The organism is Pseudomonas sp. NFR09 (assembly GCF_900111535.1).
Lineage (GTDB): Bacteria > Pseudomonadota > Gammaproteobacteria > Pseudomonadales > Pseudomonadaceae > Aquipseudomonas > Aquipseudomonas extremorientalis.
The window spans coordinates 419,607-443,516 of record NZ_FOIH01000004.1 but is presented as its reverse complement, the minus strand read 5'-3'; the positions used below and the strand labels follow the sequence as shown (position 1 = coordinate 443,516).

The following is a 23,910-nucleotide window of genomic DNA, read 5'->3' as shown; positions in this document are numbered from 1 at the left end:
ATCCCATGTTTTGCTGACGGGCCCCTGAGTTCAGGGCAGTGGCGTTGCTACTGCATCCAGGTCTTGGGCACCGTTAACGTTAACGCCTCCTGCATATCCGCCGTTTTGGGAGAGAGTGGTCAGTTGATTTTTTTTGCCACCCCCGATTGAGGCAAGGCAGTTGTTCGTTGCGGGACTACCGCTTGTAGCAGGTGTCCAGATGCATCCAGTGTTGTACTGATCGCTATCAGTGCTATTTAACGCCACGATGCCGTTGTCAGCGATGCTGAACGCTTGCACCCAAACAGCCCAGGTGGGCGGGACGATCAGTTGAATGCCGAACACCCCGAGAGTTGGAAGCCACGTCAAATAGCTGGCTCTGCCCGTAGCATCCTGACGCGCTGCCAGCACAACCCCCGTATTGTTAATTGCCAGTCCTGCATTCTTGGAGTCTACGGCGAGGGTCAATGTCAGCGGCGCGGCGGTGGGTGTATTCCAGACGGCCGTCCGGTTCAGGTTGATGTCGGCCTGGGGATATTCGCAATCACCCACGGATTGCATCAAGTTATTGATGCCGCTGACAGTACAGCGGTTGGCCCCGCTCGCAATGGGCAAGGATGTGACGGCGTAGGCGGAGGCATTCCTTTGAGCAATTCGAGGTACGGTGATGCCATTGGCGCCTGGGCAGTTCAGAGCAATGCTGGGGTAGCCGTTGGCAAGGGTGGTGTTCACATCGGTAGGGATGCACTTGTCGTTGTAGCCAAGCAGGCCAAGCAGCGATGAAAAAACCCGTACAGGTGTGCCGGTGCCCGCGAGCCAGACGACAGTGGAGCGTTCATCGTTGTTGCTGATACTCCATCCAATCATGTCTCCACGTTGATTGAACGCAGTGATCATGGTTCGCACATCTGCAGCACGCAGTAAAGTACTTGGAAGCGGCGTCAGCACAGTCGGTGCAGCGCCGGGCGTCGCTGCGTTCCAGATCACCGCCTGGTCGACACTGTTGGCATCGTTGCAGCTGCCGCCAATCCATCCGTCATTGGAGATGGCCCTTGCGACACAGGGTTGATGAGGATCCAGTGGCTCCAGTCGCGCCTGCGAGTTCGGCGTGTTCACGTTTGCGACAAACGGGACGTTGTTGGCGCTGGTACTGGCAGGAGAGCAGTTGCCGACAGCAATACCGTTGTTGGTGACGCTTTCGGTTTTGCATTGCTCACCTGTTGCATGACCCAGGTCGATGTAACCGGCGGCGTTGACCGACAGCCCAAACGCGCCGACCAGCAGGCAGCTCACGAAACTTATCAGGTACTTGTTCATCATCGTTCCATCCTTGGATAAAGGTTTGGGCTGATTAGATGCGCAAACAAGACCGCCAACAACTGTCAAAGTTAACAGGTTTATACGAGCGGTAAATGCTTGCAGATATTCGTTAACTTCATTGGTCGAGGAGTAAGTTTATTCATTTGAGACGGTTGGGGCGAGTGGGTCAGAGAAGCTCTTCGTGATCGCCCAATGTGCCGCCAATGTAAGCGAGGGGATGAATGTATCATCGTACTGCTTGGAATCATTGCGTAAGTTGCCACTGACGAACATCATGCTGACTGTGGCAGAGCTGGGGGTGGGCGGTTCCATAAGATTAAGCTGTACGCTAAAGAGAGAGTATTTAATGGGATTGCTTGTGCATGGCCGACAGCTGCCTAGTTAGGAAACATGCAACTGTTGCCAAACCTTTGGGCTAACTAAAGACGAATAGGCGCAGACCCTATTTATGAGACAAGCGCCGCTAGAATACGACGTTAGAACACAGACCTTGTAAGCCGGAATTCTTAGGCCCGCAAAAAGCGTTGCCTAAAAAGTCCAAAATCGGGGTGTTAGGTAAAAATTCATAGGCGCCCAGAAAATTCAATGTATCTTTCAGGGCAATGCTGTGATGAATGGACATAGCACTCTTATGCTGCCCAAGCGGAGTCGCCATTGCACTACCGCCAGTAGCCACAATGACTAAAAGAACAATCATTGCCAAACTTTTAGGCGCTTTGAACTTGAACATACTTTCACTCCAATAGTCGGCTGTCTATCACCGATGATGACCTGATTGGATACCCCAAAAAAATGACGCAATTGTTAGAACTAACGGGTACAGACGAGCGAAATATTTTAGAGCGTGTTGAACCCCGCGCCAATCAATGAACTTGTAAGTAACGTATATCACCCCCAGCAGGCTTTTTCCCACGAGCGGCTACGTCATACCATAGGGGCAGCTGCAAGCAAGCCCCCAGCTCACTATTAAAGTCGTTTGTGCCGATTGTTCATAAGCATCAGCTCATCTTTAACAACTTGTCGGGACAACTTAGGTGTTACGACTCATCCTGACCTTTCGCTTTCAAAAACTAACGGAAGCCTCTCAACATTGATTTTAGAGCGACTGAAACCATGAGCTGCCATTTTTAGCGAATCCCGAAATGAACTGAACGCTCTGATCTACTCCCTGGCTACAAACCATACTCGTATTCATAGCTGGCCGGCCGCAATCCCAAATCCAGGTTTCAGCGAAGTACCCACGGGTATTTGCCTCCGGGAGCGGGGTCGCAACTGCAGTTGTGACACTGGATACTGCTATGAAAAACACTGCGATCGCAGTACCGCAAGATGCCTTGACCTTCAACATGCCCTTACTCCAGTAATCGATTGTCCATACCGTTGTTTACCACGCTGACCCGATTAGATACCCCAAAAAACGGCCCCACAACTGTCAGAACTAACAGGTACAGACCAGCACCCTGCCTCACCGCTTATTAAGCCCCCGCGCCAACCGATCCCCACCCAACTGAATCACCGCCACCAGTGCCACCAGCAGCACAATCACCGTGAGCATGATCTGCGTATCAAAGCGCTGATACCCATACCGGTAAGCAATATCCCCCAAGCCCCCGGCGCCAATCGCGCCGGCCATGGCCGATGAGTTGATCATGGTCACCAGCGTGATGGTGAAACCGCCAACAATCCCCGGCAGCGCTTCCGGCAACAGCACGTGCCAGATGATGTGCCAGCGGCGGCAGCCCATGGCTTGTGCGGCTTCTATCAGGCCGTGGTCGACTTCGCGCAGGCTCACTTCGGCAATGCGTGCAAAGAACGGCGTGGCGGCGATGGTCAAGGGTACGACCGCTGCCCATACGCCGTAGGTGGTGCCGACGATCAGCCGAGTGAACGGGATCAGAGCCACCATCAGGATCAGGAACGGAATCGAGCGGAACAGATTGACGAACGCCCCCAGCACGCGATTCAGCGCCGGGGCCTGGTAAATGCCGCCCTTGTCACTGGTCACCAGGAATACCGCCAGCGGGATTCCCACCAGCAGCGCGATCAGCGATGACACGCCGACCATCAACAAGGTGTCGATGGCGCCTTGTACCAAACGATCAAACCACATAGCCCAGCACCTCTGTGTGTTGTGCCCAATTCCCGGCTCGTTTGCGCAGTTCTTCGGCGCTGTGGGGCGAGCCGTTTACCGCCAGCAGCAATTGCCCCAGGGCATGCCCCTGGATGCGTTCCACGCCGCCTTGCAAAAGGCGCACGCGACCGCCGAGTGCGCTGAACAGGGCAGCGAGGTCGGGTTCGTCGGTGTCGCCGCCGGTGAATTGCAAACGCAGCACCAGCGCCGCGTCCGCCGACGCTGGTGTGGCCTGCAGGCGGCTTTGCAGTTCGTCCGGCAGCCCGTGTTGCAGGGGGGCCAGCAGGGTTTTGCTGACTTCATGCTGCGGGTTGCCGAACACGTGCCACACCGGGCCTTGCTCGACGATGCGCCCATGTTCCAGCACCACCACGCGGTCGCAGATTTCGCGGATCACCGCCATCTCGTGGGTGATCAGCACGATGGTCAAACCCAGGCGCCGGTTGATCTCGCGCAGCAGGCCGAGAATCGATTGGGTCGTCTCCGGGTCGAGGGCCGAGGTGGCCTCGTCGCACAGCAGGATCTCGGGGTCGTGCACCAGCGAACGGGCAATGCCCACCCGTTGTTTCTGCCCGCCGGACAGCTGCGCCGGGTAAGACGTGTGCTTGTCCTGCAACCCCACCAGTTCAAGCAGCTCGCGTACTTTTTGCTCGCGCTGCTGCTTCGGCACGCCCGCCACTTTCAACGGCAACTCGACGTTCTGCCACACCGTTTTGGCCGACATCAGGTTGAAGTGCTGGAAGATCATGCCGATGCGTCGACGCAGGGCCACCAGACGGTCTTCATCAAACTCACCGATGTCCACCTGATCGATCAGCACCCGCCCGCTGCTGGGTTGTTCCAGGCGATTGATGGTGCGGATCAGCGATGACTTGCCGGCGCCGCTGCGGCCAATGATGCCGAACACTTCACCGCGCTGGATCGCCAGGTCGATGCCTTGCAAGGCATGCACCGTGCCGTCGTAGGTCTTGCCCAGGTTGATGAAACGCACATGCGCGCGATTGAGGTCCGGGTGCAATTCGCTCTGCTCGGCGTCCCTGGGCGGCAGGCCCAGGTCGCGCAGTTGGGCATGGGCGGCGGTCATTTTTTATCTTCCCAGCCGACTTGGTAGAGCTTGCCGAGGGATTTATCCAAGGCGGCACGCACCACCGGCGAATGCTGGTAGATATCCACAAACTTGATCACCCGTGGGTCGGTCTTGCTTTTGGGCTGGATCACGAACTGGATCACGTACTCCGGATGGTCGAGGCCGTCGAACAGCAGCGCCGACTCGGCATCGAAGGTCTTGGACAGGCGGATATACGCCGGGTAGCCCTGCACCAGGTCGGCATCGTCATAGGCGCGCACCAGTTGCACGGCCTCGACCTGCAGGATCTTGATCTTCTTCGGGTTGCTGATGATGTCTTCCTCGGTGGCCTTGTAGCCCACGCCCGGCTTGAGCGTGATCAGCCCCGCCTTGGCCAGCAGTTGCAGGCCACGACCGCTGTTGATCGGGTCGTTGGCAATCGCCACGCTGGCGCCCTGGGGCAAGTCGTTGATGCTTTTGTACTTCTTCGAATACAGCCCGACGTTGTTGATGATGCCCGGCGCATAGGGCACCAGGTCAAAACCGGCGGCGGCCTTGGCGTTTTCCAGGAACGGGATGTGCTGGAAATAGTTCACGTCGATATCGCCGGCAGCCAGGCTGACGTTGGGTGCGATCCAGTCGGTGAACTCCACCAGCTCGACTTTGAGGCCTTGCTTGCCGGCTTCGGCTACAGCGGCTTCCAGAGGAATCGCAAAGGCGGCGGTGGTGCCGATCTTCAACGGCGCATCGGCGGCGAATACCGCTGAGCTGAACAGTCCGAACGCCAGGGCCAGTGCTTTGACTGGATGAGTGAGCAGTGTCTTTTTCATTGGGTATTTCCAGTCAGAGAAGCAGTTTGTCGGTAGGTGGAACCGGTGTGTTGTTCGGGTAGGCGGGCGCTGCCCTGGAAGACTTTTTCCCGCAGCGTTCCCTGTTCATATTCAGTTTTGTACGACCCGCGCTTTTGCAGCTCCGGCACCACCAGGTCGATGAAGTCCACATAGCTTTCCGGCGTGACGATGCGCGTTAGGTTGAAGCCATCCAGGCCGGTCTCGCTGATCCACGATTCCAGCTCGTCGGCGACCTGTCCGGGCGAGCCGACCAGGGTGATGTAGCGCCCGCCCAAGGCGTGCTGCTCCAGCAATTTGCGCCGGGTCCAGTCGTTGTTCTGCAGGTTCTTGGTGGCCGACTGGATCGCGTTGCTCTTCACGTACTGGATCGGCTCGTCCAGTTCGTATTGGGCAAAGTCGATGGCGGTGGATGCCGAGAAATGCGCCACGCCGGCTTCCGGGCTGGCGTAGCTGAGGTACTCGGCGTGTTTGGCCCAGGCCAACGCTTCTGTGGCACCCACGATCACGTTGAGGCCCATGAACACCTTGATGTCATCCGGGTTGCGCCCGGCCTCGACCGCGCTGGCGCGCACCTTGTCCACCTGGACCTTGGTCGCCGCCTTGTTCTGGCCACTGATGAATACGCACTCGGCATGGCGCCCGGCGAACAGCAACCCGCGCTCCGAACTGCCGGCCTGGAACAGCACCGGTGTACGTTGCGGAGAGGGCTCGCACAGGTGATACCCGTCCACCTGGTAGAACTCCCCCTGGTGCTCGACCTTGTGCACCTTGCCCGGCTGCGCATACACCCGCGCCTTGGGGTCGTTGAGCACCGCGCCGTCTTCCCAGCTGCCTTCCCAGAGTTTGTAGAGCACCTCCAGGTATTCATCGGCCTGGTCGTAGCGGCGGTCATGCTCGACTTGTTCAGTGAGGCCCATGGCCTTGGCGGCGCTGTCGAGGTAGCCGGTGACGATGTTCCAACCCACACGGCCACGGCTCAGGTGGTCCAGCGTGGACATGCGCCGGGCGAACAAATACGGCGGCTCGTAGGTGAGGTTGGCGGTGAGGCCGAAGCCGAGGTTTCTGGTGACGGCGGCCATGGCTGAGACCAACAGCAACGGGTCATTCACCGGCAGCTGGATCGACTCTTTGAGCGGCACATCAATCGAGTTCTGGTACACGTCGTACACACCGACGATGTCGGCGATGAACAAACCGTCGAACAGCCCGCGCTCCAGGGTTTGCGCCAGCTCGGTCCAGTACTCGATCGTCTTGTACTGGGTCGAAGTGTCCCGTGGATGCGTCCACAGGCCGTGGTTGATATGCCCGATGCAGTTCATGTTGAAGGCATTGAGCAGGATTTTTTTCTTCGCCATCAAATGGTCCCCCGCAGTGGCGGGTTTTCATCGTTCAGGTAGTAATTACCCACCGCGTGGTACTTCCACCGCACCGGGTCGTGCAGGGTGTGCACCCGGGCGTTGCGCCAGTGACGGTCCAAGCCATGTTCAGCCAGGGTCGCCTGGCTGCCGGCCAGTTCGAACAGCGTGCTGCCGGCGGCCAGGGAAATTTCGGTGCTCAAGGCGCGTACTTCCGCGACGGCGATCGAGGCGGCAGCGACGGTCTCGGCGTTGCTGTCGGCCTGGGCACGGTCCAGGTACTCGCCCGAGCGCTCCAACAGCGCCTCGGCGGCGTGCAGGCGGATGCTCAAGTGGCCGAAGCTTTTCAGGGTCAGTGGGTCTTCAGTGGCTTTGTCGTTGCCGGAGTCGATCCACGGGCGGGTCTTGGTGCGTACAAAGTGCAGCGCATCTTCAAAGGCCGCACGGGCGATCCCGGTGTCGATGGCAGCGTGAAGGATCTGGGCCAGCGGGCCGACGGTGGTCGGGCGTTCGAAGGCGCTCTGGAACGCGATCACGTCCTGCGCGGCCACCCACACGTTATCGAACACCACCGAACCGCTGCCGGTGGTGCGCTGGCCGAAGCCGCTCCAGTCGTCGATCACGCTCAGGCCTTCGCTGTCGCGTGGCACAAAGGCCAGTTGCTGCACGCCGTGTTCATCCACCACCGACGTGGGGATGCGCTGGGCGTAGATCGCGCCGGTGGAATAGAACTTGCGGCCGCTGATACGGAAACCGTCACCGTCGCGGGTGATTTTGGTGACGCGGTCATGGGCGGTCTTGGTGCCCAGTTCCGCCAGGGCGTTGCCGAAGCGCTGGCCGGCGAGTACCTCGGTGTACAGGCGTTTTTGCTGTGGCGGGCTGCCGTTTACGCGCAGCACTTCCAGGGCGTAGAAATGGTTCTGCGGGATCTGGCCCAGGGATGCATCGGCCTGGGCTATCAAGGCAATCACCTTGGCCAGGGTGACATTGGATACGCCCGCGCCGCCGTGCTCCTTCGGCACGCTGATGCCCCACAGGCCGGAGCGCGAGAACGCATCCAGCTCGGGCAAGGGCAGGCGGCGCTCGCGGTCGCGCTGGGCGCTGTCGCGGCGAAAGTCTTCGGCCAGGTCGCTGGCGACAACAAGGGCTTGTTCGTCGCTGGTGATGACCGCGACGGGATGAGAGAAAGTCATGATGTTCTCCAGATGTCTGGTCGGTCAGATCCAGGAATGGCGAGCCGGCAAGGTACCGTTCAAGCGATAGGCGCCGATGGCGTGATACTTCCAGCGCACCGGGTCGTGCAGCGTGTGCACCCGGGCGTTGCGCCAGTGACGGTCGAGGTTGAATTCGGCAAGGGTGGCGCGGCTGCCGGCCAGTTCGAAGAGCTTTTCGCTGACCAGCAGCGACACTTCGGTGGTCAGCACCTTGGCCTCGGCCACGGCGATGGAGGCCCGTGCGGCGGACTGCGCGGTGATGGGCGCGGCGCTGACCTGGTCCAGCACTTGCCCTGCCTTGCGCAGCAGCGCTTCGGCGGCGTGCAGTTCGATCTTCAGCTTGCCGATGTCGGCGATCACGTACAGGTCATCGCTGGCACGTTCGACCTTGGCGTCGATCCAGGGGCGCGAGCGTTCGCGTACGAACGCGATGGTGTCATCCAGCGCGCCACGGGCGATGCCGGCGTCGATGGCCGCCTGGATCAATTGCGAGACGGCGCCCTGTATCGTCGGGGTTTCGCCGATGCGCCAGTTTTCCACGACCAGTTCGGCCTCCACCGGCACCCGATCCAGCAGCACCGTGCCGCTGGCGGTGGTGCGCTGGCCGAAGCCGGACCAATCGTCAACGATGCGCAGCCCTTCAGTGCCTCGGCGCACGAACGCCATGACCTGCTTGCCGTCATCGTTCAACGCCTTGACCGCGACCCAATGCGCAAACAGCGCGCCGGTGGAATAGAACTTCTGGCCGCTGATTACGTAACCGTCACCGTTGGCGGTGATGCGCGCCTTGAGCTCCAGGGTATTCCTGGTGCCGCGTTCCGGGCCGCCATTGCCGATGCGCCAGCCGTCTAGCACGCTCTGGAACAGCTGTTTTTTCTGGCGCTCGGTGGCGGCGCCCTGCAACAGGTGCAGGATGCCGAAATGGTTCTGCGGGATCTGCCCGAGGGCCGGGTCGGCCGCGCTGATGATCGCGAACACCTCGGCCAGGGTCACGAACGACACCTGCGGGCCGCCGTACTCACGGGGAATGGAAATACTGCCCAGCCCGCTGCGGGTGAACTGCTCGATCTGCGCCCACGGCAGTTTGCGTTGCTGGTCGCGCCTGGCGGCTTGCAGGCGAGCCGCCTGGGCCAACTCATGGGCAGCCTTCAGCGCCTCTGCGTCGTTGCGCAGCACGGTGGCCGGCAACAGCAGGGGGGCTACGTCCAGATCATTCTGGGGGGGGGTTAGAGCCAAGTTAGACATCAGCGCCGCTCCTTGGCTGCACGTAATGCCCTGGCGTTGCGCACCGGGGTAATCCTGACCATACCGACCTCGCATTCAATGAAATAAAAACAGAAAAATCAGAGATGTCCGGTGGTCCGGTGTATATACCCTAAGCGTGTTAAATATTTAAATAAACTAACTTTTGGGAATATGCATAGAAGGTCTGTCACCCAGGTTCACAAGGCGATCCCAGCGCTCGTGGCTGGTAGGTCAGCGCGGTCCCGGCCGGGCGGCGCTGTGCCCCCGCTGCGATGCGCAAGGTGCGCGCGGGTGCCCAGCGTGAATTGTTGCCGACGCGGTCAAGAATGCAGTACGTCACTTCCAGCCGACAGTCGTCGCCCGCTTCGATAATCACCGTCGAAGGTACCCATACCTGTACCGCCAGGCCGACTTCCCTGGCCCGGATCTTCGGCAGATCCAGGCGCACATCGCCCCAGCGCAAGGTGATGGCATCGCCGGTGGTCATGTGCAGGTAAGGCTCGATGGTCAGGGGAATACCGCGCCGCACCTGGCTGGCATTGACGCCGTAGCGGCGGATGATATCGGGCAGGCCCACGGGGGCGAGGTTCTGGTTTTCGTCACCGCAAAGGGGCGAGGGTTGGCCGCCTGGGCACAGGGTCTTTACACGCACTCGCCTCACGGCTGAGCGAGCAGGGGCGTGGCCGACCTGCATGACTTGGTAATGCACCTGCGTCGGCCCCTCCAGCACAAAACTCTCTGGTACCCGCAGGTGAGTGAACTCGCCGATCTTGCCTGTGGTGATCCGACGTGAAGCGGCGAAACAGTTGTTCCAGAACAGCTCGATCAGGTCGCCTTCATCCATGCCGGGATACGGCGGGATGTCAACCTGCAAGCGTGCAGCAGCCAGGGCATTGATGCCATTGCCGACGGCCTGGGGCAGTGTCGGGGCGGTGAGCAGGGGGCGCGTCATAAGTAATCTCCTTGATGCAGCCAGCAGCAATCGCTCCGGACCTTTGGCGCAGGTGTGCGCGGTGGGCCGAACGAAACGATTCAGTGAATAGCCGGGATAGGATCCAATCCTCTGGGCGCTAGATAAGAGGGTTGGCCGAGGGGCGTCAATGGCGGCAAAGGGCTAAATGGCGGGTTTGGAGATAATCAGAACGGTCTGACTGAGGCGGGGATATTCAGGTAGGTGCGGTGGGGTGTTTTACCCGCGAGAACGAGGATTCCCCTTGTAGGAGCCGGCTTGCTGGCGAAGAGCGATCAGGCAACGCGGTAAACCTGATTTACCGCGTTAACGTTGACGTTTTTCGCCGGCAAGCCGGCTCCTGCAGGTGGGAATCAGTGGGCGAGGAATTTGCTCAGGAACTGCTTGGTGCGCTCTTCCCTGGGGTTGGCGAACAGCGCCTTGGCTTCGCCTTGTTCCACGATCACACCCTTGTCGAAGAAGATCACCCGGTTGGCCACATCCCGCGCAAAACTCATCTCGTGGGTGACGATGACCATGGTGCGGTTTTCTTCGGCGAGGCTGCGGATGGTCGCCAGCACTTCACCCACCAGCTCCGGGTCCAGCGCCGACGTAGGTTCGTCGAACAGGATCACCTCCGGCTCCATGGCCAGCGCGCGGGCAATTGCCACGCGCTGTTGCTGGCCGCCGGAGAGGCGCCGTGGGTAGGCGTCTTCCTTGCCTGCCAGGCCAACTCTGGCCAGCAACTTGCGCCCCAGAGCGATAGCCTCTTCGCGTGGCATCTTCTTGACCACGGTGGGACCTTCGATGACGTTTTCCAGCGCGGTGCGGTGGGGGAACAGGTTGAAGTTCTGGAACACAAAACCCACGTGCTGGCGCAGGCGCCGCACCAGGCTTTGTTGCTGGTTGATCGGCTTGCTGGTGTCGATCTCGATGTCGCCCACCTTGATGCGGCCGCTGGTGGGTTGTTCGAGGAAGTTCAGGCAGCGCAGGAAGGTGGTCTTGCCGGAACCGCTGGGGCCGATGATGGCGATGACTTCGCCTTCCTTGACCTCCAGGTCGATGCCGTTGAGCACCACCTGACCGTTGAATTGTTTGGTCAGTTTTTCAACCACGATCATGCTTCAGGACTCCAGGTCATGCCGGTTGACCCGGTCTTCCAGGCGATTTTGCAAGTGCGCCAGGATGCTCGCCAAAATCCAGTAGATCAGGGCAGCGGAGAGATACATGGTGAAGATTTCGAAGGTCCTTGCCGACACCAGTTGCGCCTGACGGAACAGCTCGGGCACCTGGATGGTGGCGGCCAGCGCCGTGTCCTTGACCAGCGAAATGAAACTGTTGCCCAGCGGCGGCAAGGCCGTGCGCATTGCCTGCGGCAGGATGGCCCGGCGCAGGGTTTGTGCGCGGGTCATGCCGATACTGGCGGCGGCTTCCCATTGGCCGCGCTCGATGGAACCGATGGCGGCACGCAGGATTTCACAGGCGTAGGCAGCCATGTTCAGCGAAAAGCCGATCATGGCTGCCGGGATCGGATCCAGCTCGATGCCCACTTGCGGCAAGCCGTAGTAGATCAAAAACAGCTGTACCAGCAAGGGCGTGCCGCGAAAGAACGACACGTAGACTCGGGCGAGCCAACTCACCAGCTTGAAGCGCGACAGGCGCATCAAGGCCAGGCCGAAGCCCAGCAGCAAGCCGAAAAACATCCCGCCGAGGCTGAGGATCACCGTGTAATACGCGCCCTTGAGCAGGAAGGGCGCGGAGTCCAGCGCGAGTTGGAAACCTGCTTCCATTATTGAGTGACGTCAGCGTTGAAGTATTTCTCGGACAGCTTCTTCAAGGTGCCGTCGGCGCGCAGTTTGTCGAGGGCCTTGTTCACCGCATCCAGCAGTTCTGGCTCACCCTTGCGCAGGGCGATACCGGCTTCCTGGCGGGAGAAGGCATCGCCGGCTGCAGCGGTGTCCGGGGCTTTCTTGGCGTACTCTAGGGCGGCCAGGCGGTCGATCAGGATGGCGTCGATACGGCCGATGCGCAGGTCCTGGAACTTGGTCGGGTCGTCGTTGTAGGTCTTGATGATGGCTTTGGGTTGATTGTCCTTGAGCCATTGTTCGTAGTTGGTGCCCAGGCCTACGCCGACTTTCTTGCCGGCCAGGTCGTCGGCGGTCTTGATAGCGTCGACGTTTTTCTTCAGGACCAGCGCCTGGATACCGGAGACGGTGTAAGGCTGGGAGAAGTCGTATTTCTTTTTACGTTCTTCGGAGATGGTCACCTGGTTGACCACGGCGTCCAGGCGCTTGGATTCAAGGGCGGCGAGGATGCCGTCCCATGGCGTCGCTTGCAGCTTGACCTTCACGCCCAGCTCCTTGGCCAGGGCTTCGGACAGTTCCACTTCAAAACCGCTCAGCTTGCCGCTTTCATCGACGAAGCTGAACGGCGGGTAAGTACCTTCCAGGCCGATCTTGATCTCGCCGGCTTTTTTGATGTTGCCCAGTTGTTCACCCGCGACTGCCTGGCCGATCAGGCCAGCCCCGAGTGCCAGGCCCAGAGTGCCAACCAGCAACGTGCGACGGAATACAGAAATAGTCATGAAGAGCCCCTGTGTTTTTATGGTGTGCGAAGCAGGTGACGCAGTAGTCGTATCCTGCCTTAAAGCGCGTAGCGCGTCTTCGCCTACGGCGCGACTATAAAGCCGGTTTTTAAGACTTGAAAATAATATAAATTAAATCTGATATTCCAATAAGAAATATATAGAGTTTCTAATGTGGGAGGGGGCTTGCCCCCCGATAGCGGTGTAGCAGTCACAGAAGTCATGGCTGACACTCCGTCATAGGGGGCAAGCCCCCTCCCACATGTTGGTCCACATTTAGTCCGCGTTAATTCAGTTGAAGGCGCTGTTGTAGGCAAACAACGCCGGCGCGCCACCGGTATGCAGGAAAATGATCGGGCCATCCTCGAAGCGCTGGCGCCCGATACCGTCCAGCAAGCCGGCCATGGCCTTGCCAGTGTAGACCGGGTCCAGCAGCAGGCCTTCCTGGCTCGCCAGCAACTTGACCGCCGCCAGGGTGCCTGCGTTCGGTTCGCCATAGCGCGGGCCAAAATATTCGTCCCACAGGATCACCTTGAAGGCCTCGGGAATATCCACACCCAACAATTCGGCGGTGCGTTCGGCCAGGCCCTGCACTTTCGGGAACTGTGCTTCTTCGGTGCGCGATACGGTGATACCGATCACGGGCAACTGCGGCAGCACTTCGCTCAACGCCAGGGCCAGGCCGCTGTGGGTGCCCGCACTGCCGGACGCCAGCACCACGGCGGCAAACTCGATGCCGCTGGCTTCGATCTGCGCGGCCAGCTCCAGCCCGGCGCGCACGTAACCCAGCGCGCCGAGTGCATTGGAGCCGCCGATGGGCACCAGGTATGGCTGCTTGCCGTTGCTGCGCAGGCGGTCGGCGACGGCACTGAGTTGGTCGTCGACGTTGTCGAGGTTCTCCACCAGCTCCAGCTTGGCGTCGAACAGGTCCAGCAGCAGGCGGTTGCCGTTGCCCAGGTAGTTGGGGTCTTCGGTGCCGGTGGGGTTCTCCAGCAGCGCGACGCAGCCCAGGCCGAGCTTGGCGGCCAGCGCGGCGGTCTGGCGCACGTGGTTGGACTGGATCGCGCCAGCGGTCACCAGGGTGTCGGCGCCTTGGGCGATGGCATCGGCGGCCAGGTATTCAAGTTTGCGCAGCTTGTTGCCGCCCATGGCCAGCGGTGTGGTGTCGTCGCGCTTGACGTAGATGTCTCTGCCCGACCAGGCCGACAGCCGCTCGAGTTTTTCCAGGGCGGTGGCGCCACCCAGCAGTTCCAGGCGGTTAAAACGGTCGAGCTGTTGTTTGATCATGGCTACGCACGGTTGATGAGGATGGGGCGACTATAGGCAGGCACTTTTCATCGGGCAACCGCCAATCGCTTATTCCGGAAGGTTCTTAGCATTGCACCATTGGTTCTTAAGGGCGGCCAGGGTGCATACCGTAAAGTGAGTGCCATTACGTCAGGAGTGAAAACCGTGAGTGAGCGTTCCAGTCATTGGCAATTACAAACCATCGTCAGCCAGTTGCGCGGCGCCCGGGACCAGTGGCGAACGCGCAATGGCCGTTTGAGCGGTGAGCATGGTGGCCGCGAGTTGCCTTCGCGTGAAGCGGTGGCGCAGATCCTGGAGTCGTTGTGCGGCGCGTTGTTCCCCATGCGCCTGGGCCCGGTGGACCTGCGTGAAGAAAGCGAAGACTTCTACGTTGGCCACACCCTGGATGTGGCGCTCAATGCCCTGCTCGGCCAGGCGCGCCTGGAACTGCGCTACGCCGCGCGCCAGAGCGGCGAGGACGACAGCGCCGTTAACGCCCACGCCATCCGCCTGATCCAGGATTTCGCCCTGGCCTTGCCGTCCCTGCGCAGCCTGCTGGACACCGACGTACTGGCCGCCTACCACGGCGACCCGGCCGCTCGCAGTGTGGATGAAGTGTTGCTGTGCTACCCCGGCATCCTGGCGGTGATTCACCATCGCCTGGCCCACCACCTGTACCGCGCCGGCCTGCCGCTGTTGGCGCGCATCAGCGCCGAGATCGCCCACTCGGCCACCGGCATCGACATCCACCCCGGCGCACAGATCGGCCCGAGTTTTTTTATCGACCACGGGACCGGCGTGGTGATCGGCGAAACCGCGATCATCGGCGAGCGCGTGCGCATCTACCAGGCCGTGACCCTGGGCGCCAAGCGCTTCCCGGCGGATGAGGACGGGCAGTTGCAGAAGGGCCATCCGCGTCATCCGATTGTCGAGGACGATGTGGTGATCTACGCCGGGGCGACCATCCTGGGGCGCATCACCATCGGCAAGGGCTCGACCATTGGCGGCAACGTGTGGCTGACCCGCAGCGTGCCGGCGGGGGCGAATATCACCCAGGCGAACCTGCAGCATGATGACGGCACGCAGAAGTGAGCATGTCAGCGTTCAAGCCGCTCCAGTGACAGGTGGGTCTGTTCGCGCAGCCACTCCATGCGACGTTCCGACAGGTCATTGTAGAGCTGGTTGTACAGGTCCTCGGACATGACCTGGTCCGGGACGACTCGGTCCTCGATCTGTAACTGTTCGATCCGGGACTTCAGTGCCTCGCGTTTTTGCGTTTTCTCCTGCTCGTTCAGACCCTGCGCCTGGGCAAACGCTTTTTGTTCGGTATCCAGTTGCTCCAGGCTTTCCAACTGTTGAACCGTGTTTTCTTCGTTGGCTGCGTAGTCTTTTGCGTAGCGTTCCTTCAGGAAGGGCTCCCAGTAGGGTTCCTGCAACATGCGGTTCACCAGTCCGTCGCCTTCACTCAAGTCTTTCACGGCTTTGCCCGCATGGATGATGGAAGACTCGGGCACATCGGCGGTGTTTCGATACGTCATGCTGTCGCTGACCCAGGGCAGGTTGAGGCTTTTCGACAGGCGTGTCTGGTAGGCCAGGTAAACCTCCACCTCGTCGACGCTGCCGGGCTGTCCATCAACAACCTGGGTGGACAGTCGCAGTCCCTGGCCACCTTGATTGGCAGGTTTGAGACGGTTGGCGATGTCCGCCCGGGCGACATCGTTCACCATCTTGAGCCTCGCGGCGCCTTGGGCTAGACGGGTGATTGTCTCTTCATGTTCAGCTTGCGTTCGACTGTATCGCCTGGCCGTGGTGGCGGTGACCTGAATCCCCATTTCGGTGAATATCTGGCGGCTTGCGTCCGGGCACAGCCCCGGGAAGCTCGACATTTTGAACAGCTCCTGACGCAGCATCGTGTCTTCGTGCATGCTCAACAGCATATGCCGCACCTGATCGGTCAGGATTCTTCGGTTTTGTTCGTAACGCATCTGGTCCATCGGGTCCTCGAAAGCCTCGGGTTGCTCCAGTTTCTTGATGACCTCGAAAAAACCCTGGGAGCCTTCTTCATTTTCCAAGTCAAACCAGACATTGGCAAAACGTATCTGGTTTTCATCGTCCAGGTCATCCACCCAAAAGTCAGCATCGCCCTTGGGCGGGTAAGTGCGATAAGGGTCCAACCCAAAGTCAGTTTTGTGCTCGTCCCAAAGGGCCCTGGCTTCAGGTGTGAGGGTTGCGCGGTCCAGCCAGGTGTTAGCCACGGTAAATGCCTCTGCGGACTCCCTGGCGACCTCTGGAATTGTGGTAATGGGGTTGCCGCGAAGGTACAGGTCAAAAGACGCGTCTCGCTCGTGCGCAAAGAGGCCCGCAGGCCATTCGCTGATCCCTGTGTGGGACAGGTCCAGCGCCTTCAGGTCGCGCATGTGACTAATATCCGGTACCCGTCCCAGAGGGTTTTTTGAAAGATCCAGCCCCTGCAACCGCCGCAGTTTTTTCAACTGCTGGACAGCGGTGTTGTCCAAGGCAATAGCGTTGTTGCTCACGTCAAGGGCTTTGAGCGAGCGCATGTTTCCAATGGCCTCGGGCAGCGTGACCAGACGGTTATCCGCTAAATCAAGCGCCTTCAGTTTTGGGAAATGCGCCAGGAATGGCGTATGTTCAGCGGCAAACCCACTGCCATTCATATGCAAGTGCGTGACCAATCCCAACTCAAAGGGCAGCACGGGCAGTTCAGTCGGCAGCACTGTATCGCTCAGGTCCAAGTACACGTCGTTGCCTGCCGTATTGAACTCGTCGTGCAGTTTTGTGTACCCCTCGCGCCAGGCTTCTTTCAACTTCTTGGTAAATGCCTTCCTGGCAAGCACCTCTTCCAGCGAGTTGCGATAAGGAAATCGGGTACTGTCTTGCAAATAGGTGTGTAGCGCCTTGTCTAAGGCTTTGCCTTCGGCTTTCAGGTTTTCCAGTTGTAATCGCCCCTCTTCACTCTCGGCTTTTTCAGCGAAGCGTTTCACGCCTTGCTCGGACATCCCCGGCAGCCAGTGTTTGATATCCCCCTGCACCGTAACGGGATTTACCTCGACATCGACCACGCGGCTCATGCTGTTGCCGCCACCGAGCAGGGTCAGTGTTTTACGTTCAGGATGGGTGGGGATAGGCGCCTCGGCGAGGGCCAAGCGCCGTTCGGTGGGCGCTTTGTTTTTTTCAATCAGCCATGTGCGCAGTGTGTCGCTATCGCGCAAGGGGCTTTCGGGTGGCAATGCCTGGAATACAGCATTGTAGAAGTCAGTTGCGCCGTGTATCAGCTTGCCTTCGGCGTTGAACACTCGGTACTGGCCTGTTCGGTTACGCACCAGGATCTTGAGGTGTGCGGCATCCTCTGCGCCGACCTGGGTTCTCAGGTCGCCGGTGGGGGTTCGTTCACGCACCTGGATACGCAGATTCGCAAAACTGTCTGAGTGAATTCTGAGGGTATTGAGTGCCAGGTTTTCGGTGTGTGTCGAGGGCGGGGTACCCTGGACAAGCTGTTCGAACATGCGAGTACTGCGGACTTCGAAATCCAGCTCCCGCGCTTGGTTTTTTACCTCTAATGGAAGGCGTTTCTTTTCACTCATAATGCTCAGGTGGCGGCGACGGGTATGGCGAACCAGGCTCTGAGCGATACTCAGGGGGAGGTCCGGGTACTGGCTGCGCAGCAATTGGATAGAGGGCTCGTCGCTGGCTTCCTGGCGGGAGTAGTCGCTGTTGGCGAGGGAGGCGCTTTGCTGCTCGACATACGCGGCCAGCCGTTCACGCAACGCCTGTACGCGCTCATTTTCAGGTAACTGTTTGCCGAGTAACTGGGTCAGTTGTGGTTCATCCAGGTAGTCCACGACTTTTTCCGCCAGCCGGCCGGACATGACATCGGCGATGCTCAAGCTCAGGGCATCGGCACCTGTTGCTTGTGCATTGCCATAGCGACGGGGCGTGCCTGATAAATCGCTATGCGGGTACACCAGCAAGGCTTTGTCGCGAGGCCAGCCCTCAAGCTCGGTGACCATTTGTTCGAACCAGTCCGATGACGGGTCAAGGGGCTGGCCTGTACGGATGGCGTCTTCGGCCTCTCTGATGCGCTTCTCACTGTCAAAGCGTTTGAGGGTATCGGCCAGCAAGGGCGGGGTGGGTTCATTGTTGGCGTACATATGGCGTAAATCCCCGAACGCGACACCGCTTATCTGCCGTACCTGCTCCAGTTCACCGACCGTCAGACCGTTTGTCTGTGGCCCGAGGCGTCTCAGCAGGCGAGCATTGTTCCAGGTCCTTGGCTGTTCACCGGCCAGCACGCACGCGCCGCTGCCATTGAGCGCCACGGGAGGCTGGTAGGCACTGGGGCGTTTGGGATGGGCAAGGGTGTACGTTTGGGTGACAGGGTCCTTGCGGACTTCATAGTGGTGGTTTTCCACTTTCACAATCTGCTTGCCCTGATGGTGGTGAAGGCCATTTTCGTGCGCAATGGAGGTCTCGGGCAGGCGCAGGTTGGTATGTTGGTAAGGCGCGAGGTCAGGGGCCCAGAGGCGCGTCTGCGCGGAAGGTGTCTGTACGGGTTGGAGTTGCTCGACAAACGTGGACAGTTTCACCTTGGCAATTTCACCCACTTTGCCTCCCGCTTCGAACAGCGCGAGCTGCAGCGTGTTCTCTGCGATCGAGAGCAGATGTTCTGCTGCTTCGCGCTGCAAGCCTTCGGCCCAATCGACGATGCCTTCAAATACATCGTCGAGCATCTGGTAGGTGGTGTAGGCCAACATCAACTCCCCCAGCAAGGGAACGAACGGAGTGATGACCAGGAGCGCGGCATTGAAAATGTCCGAGAGCATTTTTTCCAGGTTGTCCCACCACTTCCAGCGCGCCATGCGGTCGGCGTAGGCTGTTGAGATGGCAATCTCTCGGGCGTCGTTCACGCATTTGTTCAGTTTGACGCGGTAGAGGTAGTGCCAGAGATCATCCTGGCCCGGATTTTCGCCACGGTTTTGAATATCGTCACGAACAGCCAGGGTGCGAAATTGCAGGTTGGGGGTTTCTACCGGCTCTGGGCGCCAGTTGGGGCGGCTGTCCCCAGGTTCTCTGTCGTGCCAGCGCACAGTGGAGAGCAACTGATTGAGTTGGTAAAAAAAGCGCCCACGTTCCTGATGGGCCACGAACTGGCTGAAGAACTGCTGGTAGCTGGGGCGGGATGGGTCGTCGCGAGGCGTGCGGTCACGCAGTTGGCCGGTCAACTCTTTGACGAAGGCCGGGGCCGAGCTGTAGTCCTTGAGAGGGTGGGCGGGGTCATCAGGGATATAGACCAGGATTTTATGAAGCGCTGCGTCCAACCGTGCGGGGGCGATGATGAAAATGCCCGGCAGGCGTGTATCCAGCAGGCTCAGCGCGTAGACGTCCATCGTTTGCCCGCCCAGTTGAAGCGGGCCGTCTCTTTGGAGCAGCGACTGAATGAGGGTGTAACTGTCTTCGGTGATGTCTTTTTTGGCGAGCGCCACGTGAGCGGCACTGTTGAGGGCGGCTTTCAGGTTGTGGATGACTTTTTGTCGGAAGGAGGTGGCGACCGAGGCATTGCCGAACCCCACTGTCAGGGTGAGGTTTTGCATATAGCGCGCACCGATATCCAGGTTTCGGCACAAGGTTTTTAAATGGTCGGCGGTGAGGGGTTGACCTGTCACCCTGTGTTTGAACGTGAGTATCTCACGCTGCCCACGGGCATCCTCTGCCGCAAGGAAAGCGTAATCGACAAAGGTTTCCGAAGCTGAAAAGTTGTGCAAGGCGGCGTCGAGCAGCGTCGTTGTCCGGACGGAGACACCCGGGTGCGTCCCGAACGTCCACCAGGGCAATGTGGCCGGCGCGTATAGACGGATCGAAGTATTCGACACATCAATAGCGCCGTAGTCACGCAGGGCATTTTTCAGCAAGGGCTCGGCGAAGGCCTTAATGTCGGTGAGTTTCTCGAATAGCGTGTCCAGTGCGTTCTGGCTGGCCCAGTGGGTGTCCAGGGCGTGCTTGAAGGGCAGGCGCTGCTCCGAGCCAGGGGCATTGCGATAGAGTTCCGTGAAGTCTGGGCGCTGTTTTTTCAACGCCGCAAAACGTTGCAGTGACGTGCTCCGCAACCATGGCGGCAATTGTTGCCGGATAAAATCAAAATGCTTCAATGTCTCTGGCATGGCTGAATGACCTCAGGTGGGCAGTGGTCATTCGATTGTGGTGAATGCAACAGGAGACAGGCTGCACATATTGAAAGGCGTGCTGAACGTTTTTCAGCGCGATCCGTCATACCTTTCCTTGAGCTTGTGTAGGAATCACCTACCACTCAGCCCTGCGATTAGTCCCAGACCGCCTATCCATGTTTAACTTGAATGCTCGTTCAAGTTAAACCCGGTGGTTCGCTGCCCGCTCACAACAGGAGGCTTACCTTTGCTGAGTCCGTTTTTCACAGCCATATCCCTCATCCTTGGGGTGCATCGTTCATGAGTGCATCGTCCACCCCATCCAGCGGCCTGGTGCGCATGAATGCGCCGGTCTTCTACTTTGCCGCGACGTTTATCCTGCTGTTCGGCATCACCGTCATCGCTATCCCGCAACAGGCCGGTGCCTGGCTGCTGGCGGCGCAAAACTGGGCGGCCAACACGGTCGGCTGGTACTACATGCTGGCGATGACCCTGTATCTGGTCTTCGTGGTGGTCACCGCGCTATCGGGCTACGGCAAGATAAAACTCGGTGCCGACCACGACGAGCCCGAATTCAGTTACCTGTCCTGGGCCGGCATGCTGTTCGCCGCCGGGATCAGCATCACGCTGTTCTTCTTCTGCGTCTCCGAGCCGCTGACGCACCTGGTGCAACCGCCGCAGGGCGCGCCGATGAACGCCGACGCTGCGCGCCAGGCCATGCAGATCCTGTTTCTGCACTGGGGCCTGCATGGCTGGGGCGTGTTCGCGTTTGTGGGCATGGCCCTGGCGTACTTTGCCTACCGGCATAACCTGCCGCTGGCGTTGCGCTCGGCGCTGTACCCGCTGATTGGCAAACGCATCAATGGCCCCATCGGTTACGCGGTGGATGGCTTTGGCATTATCGCCACGGTGTTCGGCCTCGGCGCGGATATGGGTTTTGGGGTGCTGCACCTCAACTCCGGTCTCGATTATCTGTTTGGCATTGCCCATACCCAGTGGATCCAGGTCGGTCTCATCACGCTGATGATGGGCGCCGCGATCCTGGTCGCTGTGGCCGGCGTCGACAAGGGCGTGCGGGTGATGTCCGACATCAACATGCTGCTGGCCTGTGCGCTGCTGCTGTTCGTGTTGTTCGCCGGGCCTACCCAGCATTTGCTTAACACCCTGATCCAGAACATCGGCGACTACCTGGGCGCCTTGCCGACCAAGAGTTTCGACGTATACGCCTACGACAAACCCAGCGACTGGCTGGGTGGCTGGACCGTGTTCTACTGGGCCTGGTGGATTGCATGGTCGCCGTTCGTGGGCCTGTTTATCGCACGGATTTCCCGTGGTCGTACCATCCGCGAATTCGTGTTCGGCGTGCTGCTGATCCCGCTGGGTTTCACCCTGGCCTGGATGTCGATCTTCGGCAACAGCGCCATCGACCAGGTGCTCAACCACGGCATGGCCGCGCTCGGCCAGTCGGCCATCGATGATCCGTCGATGAGCCTCTACCTGCTGCTGGAAACCTACCCCTGGAGCAAAACCGTCATCGCGGTCACGGTGTTTATCAGCTTCGTGTTCTTCGTCACCTCGGCCGACTCCGGCACCGTGGTGCTGTCGACCCTGTCGTCCAAGGGCGGCAACGCCGATGAAGACGGACCGAAATGGCTGCGTGTGTTCTGGGGGGCGATGACCGCGCTGGTCACCAGCGCCTTGCTGTTCGCCGGCAGTATTGATTCGCTCAAGTCAGCGGTAGTACTGACCTCGCTGCCGTTCTCGATGATCCTGCTGCTGATGATGTGGGGGCTGCACAAGGCGTTCTACCTGGAGTCGCAAAAGCAGATCGCCCAGTTGCATTCGCTGGCGCCGGTTTCGGCGGCGCGCAAGGGCCGAGGCGGCTGGCGTCAGCGTTTGAGCCAGGCGGTGCATTTCCCGTCGCGGGATGAGGTGTATCGCTTCCTGGAATCAACCGTGCGTCCGGCGATTGAGGAGGTAACGGCGGTGTTCGTCGAGAAGGGCCTGAGTGTGGTCACCCAGCCCGACCCTTCCAACGACAGCGTCAGCCTGGAAATCGGCCATGGCGAGGAACATCCCTTCGTCTACCAGGTGCAGATGCGCGGCTACTTCACGCCGTCGTTCGCCCGTGGCGGCATGGGCTCCAAGGAGATCAACAACCGCCGCTACTACCGCGCGGAAGTGCACTTGGCCGAGGGCAGCCAGGACTACGACCTGGTGGGCTACACCAAGGAGCAGATCATCAACGACATCCTCGACCAGTACGAACGGCACCTGCAGTTCCTGCACTTGGTGCGTTGAGGTTCAGGCCCTGATGTACAGGGCCAGTGCCACTCACGGCGCGCCGAACACGCCACTGCCGATCACCAGCTCTGACACCTGGGCTGGCCGGCAGTGACTACCCCTTGCCCAACGCATTGTCCAGGGAGTAGCGGCCTGCACCGCGAAACACCAGGTACAACGCTAGCAGCGCCATCAGCACCGGGTACTCGATGCCCCGGTCGATCCATGCCCACGTCGGCCCCAATAAGTAAGCAATGGTCAGCATCTGCACGGTCATCATGGCCGCGACCAGCCGTGTGCCCAGGCCGAGGATCAACAGCAACCCGCCCACCGCTTCCAACAACGCGACCAGCAGGCCGATCAACTCCGGCTGCGGCAGGTGCAGGCGGTTCTCGATCAGGTTGATGGATGCCTCCATCGGGTCGGCCATCGAACCATGTGCACGGCCCAGCAATTTGGGCAGGCCGTGGGTGAGCATGATTACCCCGAAACCTGCGCGCAGCAGCGCGTAGGCAAGGGGTTCGGCAAAGCGGTAAAGCGGGGCGAGTGCGGGGATCGATAAGGTTGGCATGAAAGAACTCCACAAAGTGAACATCGCTGGCCCAGATGTACGACTCAGACCAGCCCGCCATTGGCGCGCAGGATTTGCCCATTCACCCAGCCACCGGCCGGGCTCACCAGAAACGCCACCACGCGGGCGACATCTTCCGGTTGGCCCAGGCGTTCCAGCGGCGGCATCTTGGCCATGCCCTGGATCTGTTCTTCGGTCTTGCCGTGAAGGAACAGTTCGGTGGCGACCGGGCCTGGCGCCACCGCGTTGACGGTAATCCGACGCCCGCGCATCTCTTTAGCGAACACTTGAGTCAGGGATTCCACCGCCGCCTTGCTGGCGATGTACACCGCGTAGCCGGGGAAGTTGAGGCCGACGGTACTGCTGGAAAAGTTGACGATGCGCCCGCCGTCGTTCAGGCGCGTGGCGGCTTCACGCAGGGCGTTGAAGGTGCCACGGGTGTGGATATCGAAGTTCTGGTTGTAGAGCTCATCGCTGTGCTGGGCCAGGGGCAGGGTCTTGAGGATGCCGGCGTTGTTGATCAGTACGTCGACCTTGCCCAACTGTGCCTCGGCCTGGTCGAACAGGCGCGTGATGTCGGCAGGGTTGGCGACGTCGCCTTGAATCGCTATGGCCCGGTGACCGGCCTGGCGCAGTTCCACCACCAGTTTCGACGCCTCGGTGGCACTGCTGGCGTAGTTGATGGCCACGGCGTAACCGTCGGCGGCGAGTTGCTTGGCAATGACGGCGCCGATGCCACGGGAAGCGCCGGTGATGATTGCTACTTGAGTCGTCATGATCTGGGTTCCTTTAACGGTAGGTGGAAGCAGGTTCACATGTTTACCCAGGGCGATAAATGCGCCAGAGTTGCCTTGACTGTTCAATAATCGCCAACAATCGGCGCGACGGAGTGC

General features: G+C 59.9%; 18 protein-coding genes. 2 read left to right on the top strand and 16 right to left on the bottom strand.

Annotated elements, in window-relative coordinates; all coding sequences use genetic code 11:
- Positions 1-30: 30 nt before the first annotated feature.
- From BMX59_RS12340 to BMX59_RS12275, 13 genes are all read right to left on the bottom strand, one after another.
- Positions 31-1,296 (bottom strand): hypothetical protein, encoded by a 1,266-nt coding sequence (locus BMX59_RS12340; protein WP_139212869.1) that lies wholly within the window; start codon positions 1,294-1,296, stop codon positions 31-33.
- A gap of 466 nt (positions 1,297-1,762) precedes the next feature.
- Positions 1,763-2,029 carry a hypothetical protein gene (locus BMX59_RS12335; RefSeq protein ID WP_093121728.1) on the bottom strand — a complete coding sequence of 89 codons (267 nt, stop codon included), beginning with the start codon at positions 2,027-2,029 and terminating at the stop codon, positions 1,763-1,765.
- A gap of 735 nt (positions 2,030-2,764) precedes the next feature.
- On the bottom strand, positions 2,765-3,409 hold the full coding sequence (locus BMX59_RS12325) for a methionine ABC transporter permease (RefSeq protein ID WP_093121718.1): 645 nt from the start codon (positions 3,407-3,409) through the stop codon (positions 2,765-2,767).
- On the bottom strand, positions 3,399-4,514 hold the full coding sequence (locus BMX59_RS12320; RefSeq protein WP_092248608.1) for a methionine ABC transporter ATP-binding protein: 1,116 nt from the start codon (positions 4,512-4,514) through the stop codon (positions 3,399-3,401). The genes BMX59_RS12325 and BMX59_RS12320 overlap by 11 nt, the downstream gene beginning before the upstream one ends.
- Entirely contained in the window at positions 4,511-5,326 is an 816-nt protein-coding gene (locus BMX59_RS12315) for a MetQ/NlpA family ABC transporter substrate-binding protein (RefSeq protein ID WP_092248604.1), read from the bottom strand. Before BMX59_RS12315 ends, BMX59_RS12320 begins: the two co-directional genes overlap by 4 nt.
- The gene (locus tag BMX59_RS12310; RefSeq protein ID WP_092248601.1) at positions 5,323-6,702 is read right to left on the bottom strand and encodes an LLM class flavin-dependent oxidoreductase; all 1,380 of its coding nucleotides are present in this window, start codon (positions 6,700-6,702) and stop codon (positions 5,323-5,325) included. Before BMX59_RS12310 ends, BMX59_RS12315 begins: the two co-directional genes overlap by 4 nt.
- Positions 6,702-7,895 carry an SfnB family sulfur acquisition oxidoreductase gene (locus tag BMX59_RS12305; RefSeq protein WP_093121709.1) on the bottom strand — a complete coding sequence of 398 codons (1,194 nt, stop codon included), beginning with the start codon at positions 7,893-7,895 and terminating at the stop codon, positions 6,702-6,704. The genes BMX59_RS12310 and BMX59_RS12305 overlap by 1 nt, the downstream gene beginning before the upstream one ends.
- A 24-nt stretch (positions 7,896-7,919) precedes the next feature.
- A complete protein-coding gene (locus BMX59_RS12300; protein ID WP_092248595.1) occupies positions 7,920-9,161 on the bottom strand; it encodes an SfnB family sulfur acquisition oxidoreductase in 1,242 nt (413 codons plus the stop codon).
- A gap of 187 nt (positions 9,162-9,348) precedes the next feature.
- Positions 9,349-10,113, bottom strand: a complete 765-nt coding sequence (locus BMX59_RS12295; RefSeq protein ID WP_093121702.1) for a hypothetical protein — start codon at positions 10,111-10,113, stop codon at positions 9,349-9,351.
- Between the two features lie 371 nt (positions 10,114-10,484).
- Positions 10,485-11,231: an L-cystine ABC transporter ATP-binding protein TcyN gene (gene tcyN, locus BMX59_RS12290; protein WP_093121697.1), complete on the bottom strand. Its 747-nt coding sequence runs from the start codon at positions 11,229-11,231 to the stop codon at positions 10,485-10,487.
- A 3-nt stretch (positions 11,232-11,234) separates the two neighbouring features.
- A complete protein-coding gene (gene tcyL / locus BMX59_RS12285; RefSeq protein ID WP_010214112.1) occupies positions 11,235-11,900 on the bottom strand; it encodes a cystine ABC transporter permease in 666 nt (221 codons plus the stop codon).
- On the bottom strand, positions 11,900-12,694 hold the full coding sequence (gene tcyJ / locus BMX59_RS12280; protein WP_092248589.1) for a cystine ABC transporter substrate-binding protein: 795 nt from the start codon (positions 12,692-12,694) through the stop codon (positions 11,900-11,902). Before tcyJ ends, tcyL begins: the two co-directional genes overlap by 1 nt.
- Positions 12,695-12,985: 291 nt before the next feature.
- The gene (locus BMX59_RS12275; protein WP_093121690.1) at positions 12,986-13,981 is read right to left on the bottom strand and encodes a D-cysteine desulfhydrase; all 996 of its coding nucleotides are present in this window, start codon (positions 13,979-13,981) and stop codon (positions 12,986-12,988) included.
- A 165-nt stretch (positions 13,982-14,146) separates the two neighbouring features.
- On the opposite strand from BMX59_RS12275, the gene epsC reads away from it, so the two are divergent.
- Positions 14,147-15,073 carry a serine O-acetyltransferase EpsC gene (epsC, locus tag BMX59_RS12270; protein WP_071492510.1) on the top strand — a complete coding sequence of 309 codons (927 nt, stop codon included), beginning with the start codon at positions 14,147-14,149 and terminating at the stop codon, positions 15,071-15,073.
- A gap of 5 nt (positions 15,074-15,078) precedes the next feature.
- Here the strand turns inward: epsC and BMX59_RS12265 are convergent, their stop codons facing one another.
- Positions 15,079-20,160 (bottom strand): NEL-type E3 ubiquitin ligase domain-containing protein, encoded by a 5,082-nt coding sequence (locus BMX59_RS12265; RefSeq protein ID WP_093121685.1) that lies wholly within the window; start codon positions 20,158-20,160, stop codon positions 15,079-15,081.
- 342 nt (positions 20,161-20,502) lie between these two features.
- On the opposite strand from BMX59_RS12265, the gene betT reads away from it, so the two are divergent.
- On the top strand, positions 20,503-22,464 hold the full coding sequence (betT, locus tag BMX59_RS12260; RefSeq protein ID WP_165447923.1) for a choline transporter BetT: 1,962 nt from the start codon (positions 20,503-20,505) through the stop codon (positions 22,462-22,464).
- Between the two features lie 97 nt (positions 22,465-22,561).
- On the opposite strand, the gene BMX59_RS12255 is transcribed toward betT, so the two are convergent.
- Complete coding sequence (locus tag BMX59_RS12255; protein ID WP_256572953.1) at positions 22,562-23,017, bottom strand: DoxX family protein; 456 nt, start codon at positions 23,015-23,017, stop codon at positions 22,562-22,564.
- A 44-nt stretch (positions 23,018-23,061) separates the two neighbouring features.
- Complete coding sequence (locus tag BMX59_RS12250) at positions 23,062-23,793, bottom strand: SDR family oxidoreductase (RefSeq protein WP_071492507.1); 732 nt, start codon at positions 23,791-23,793, stop codon at positions 23,062-23,064.
- Positions 23,794-23,910: the final 117 nt, after the last annotated feature.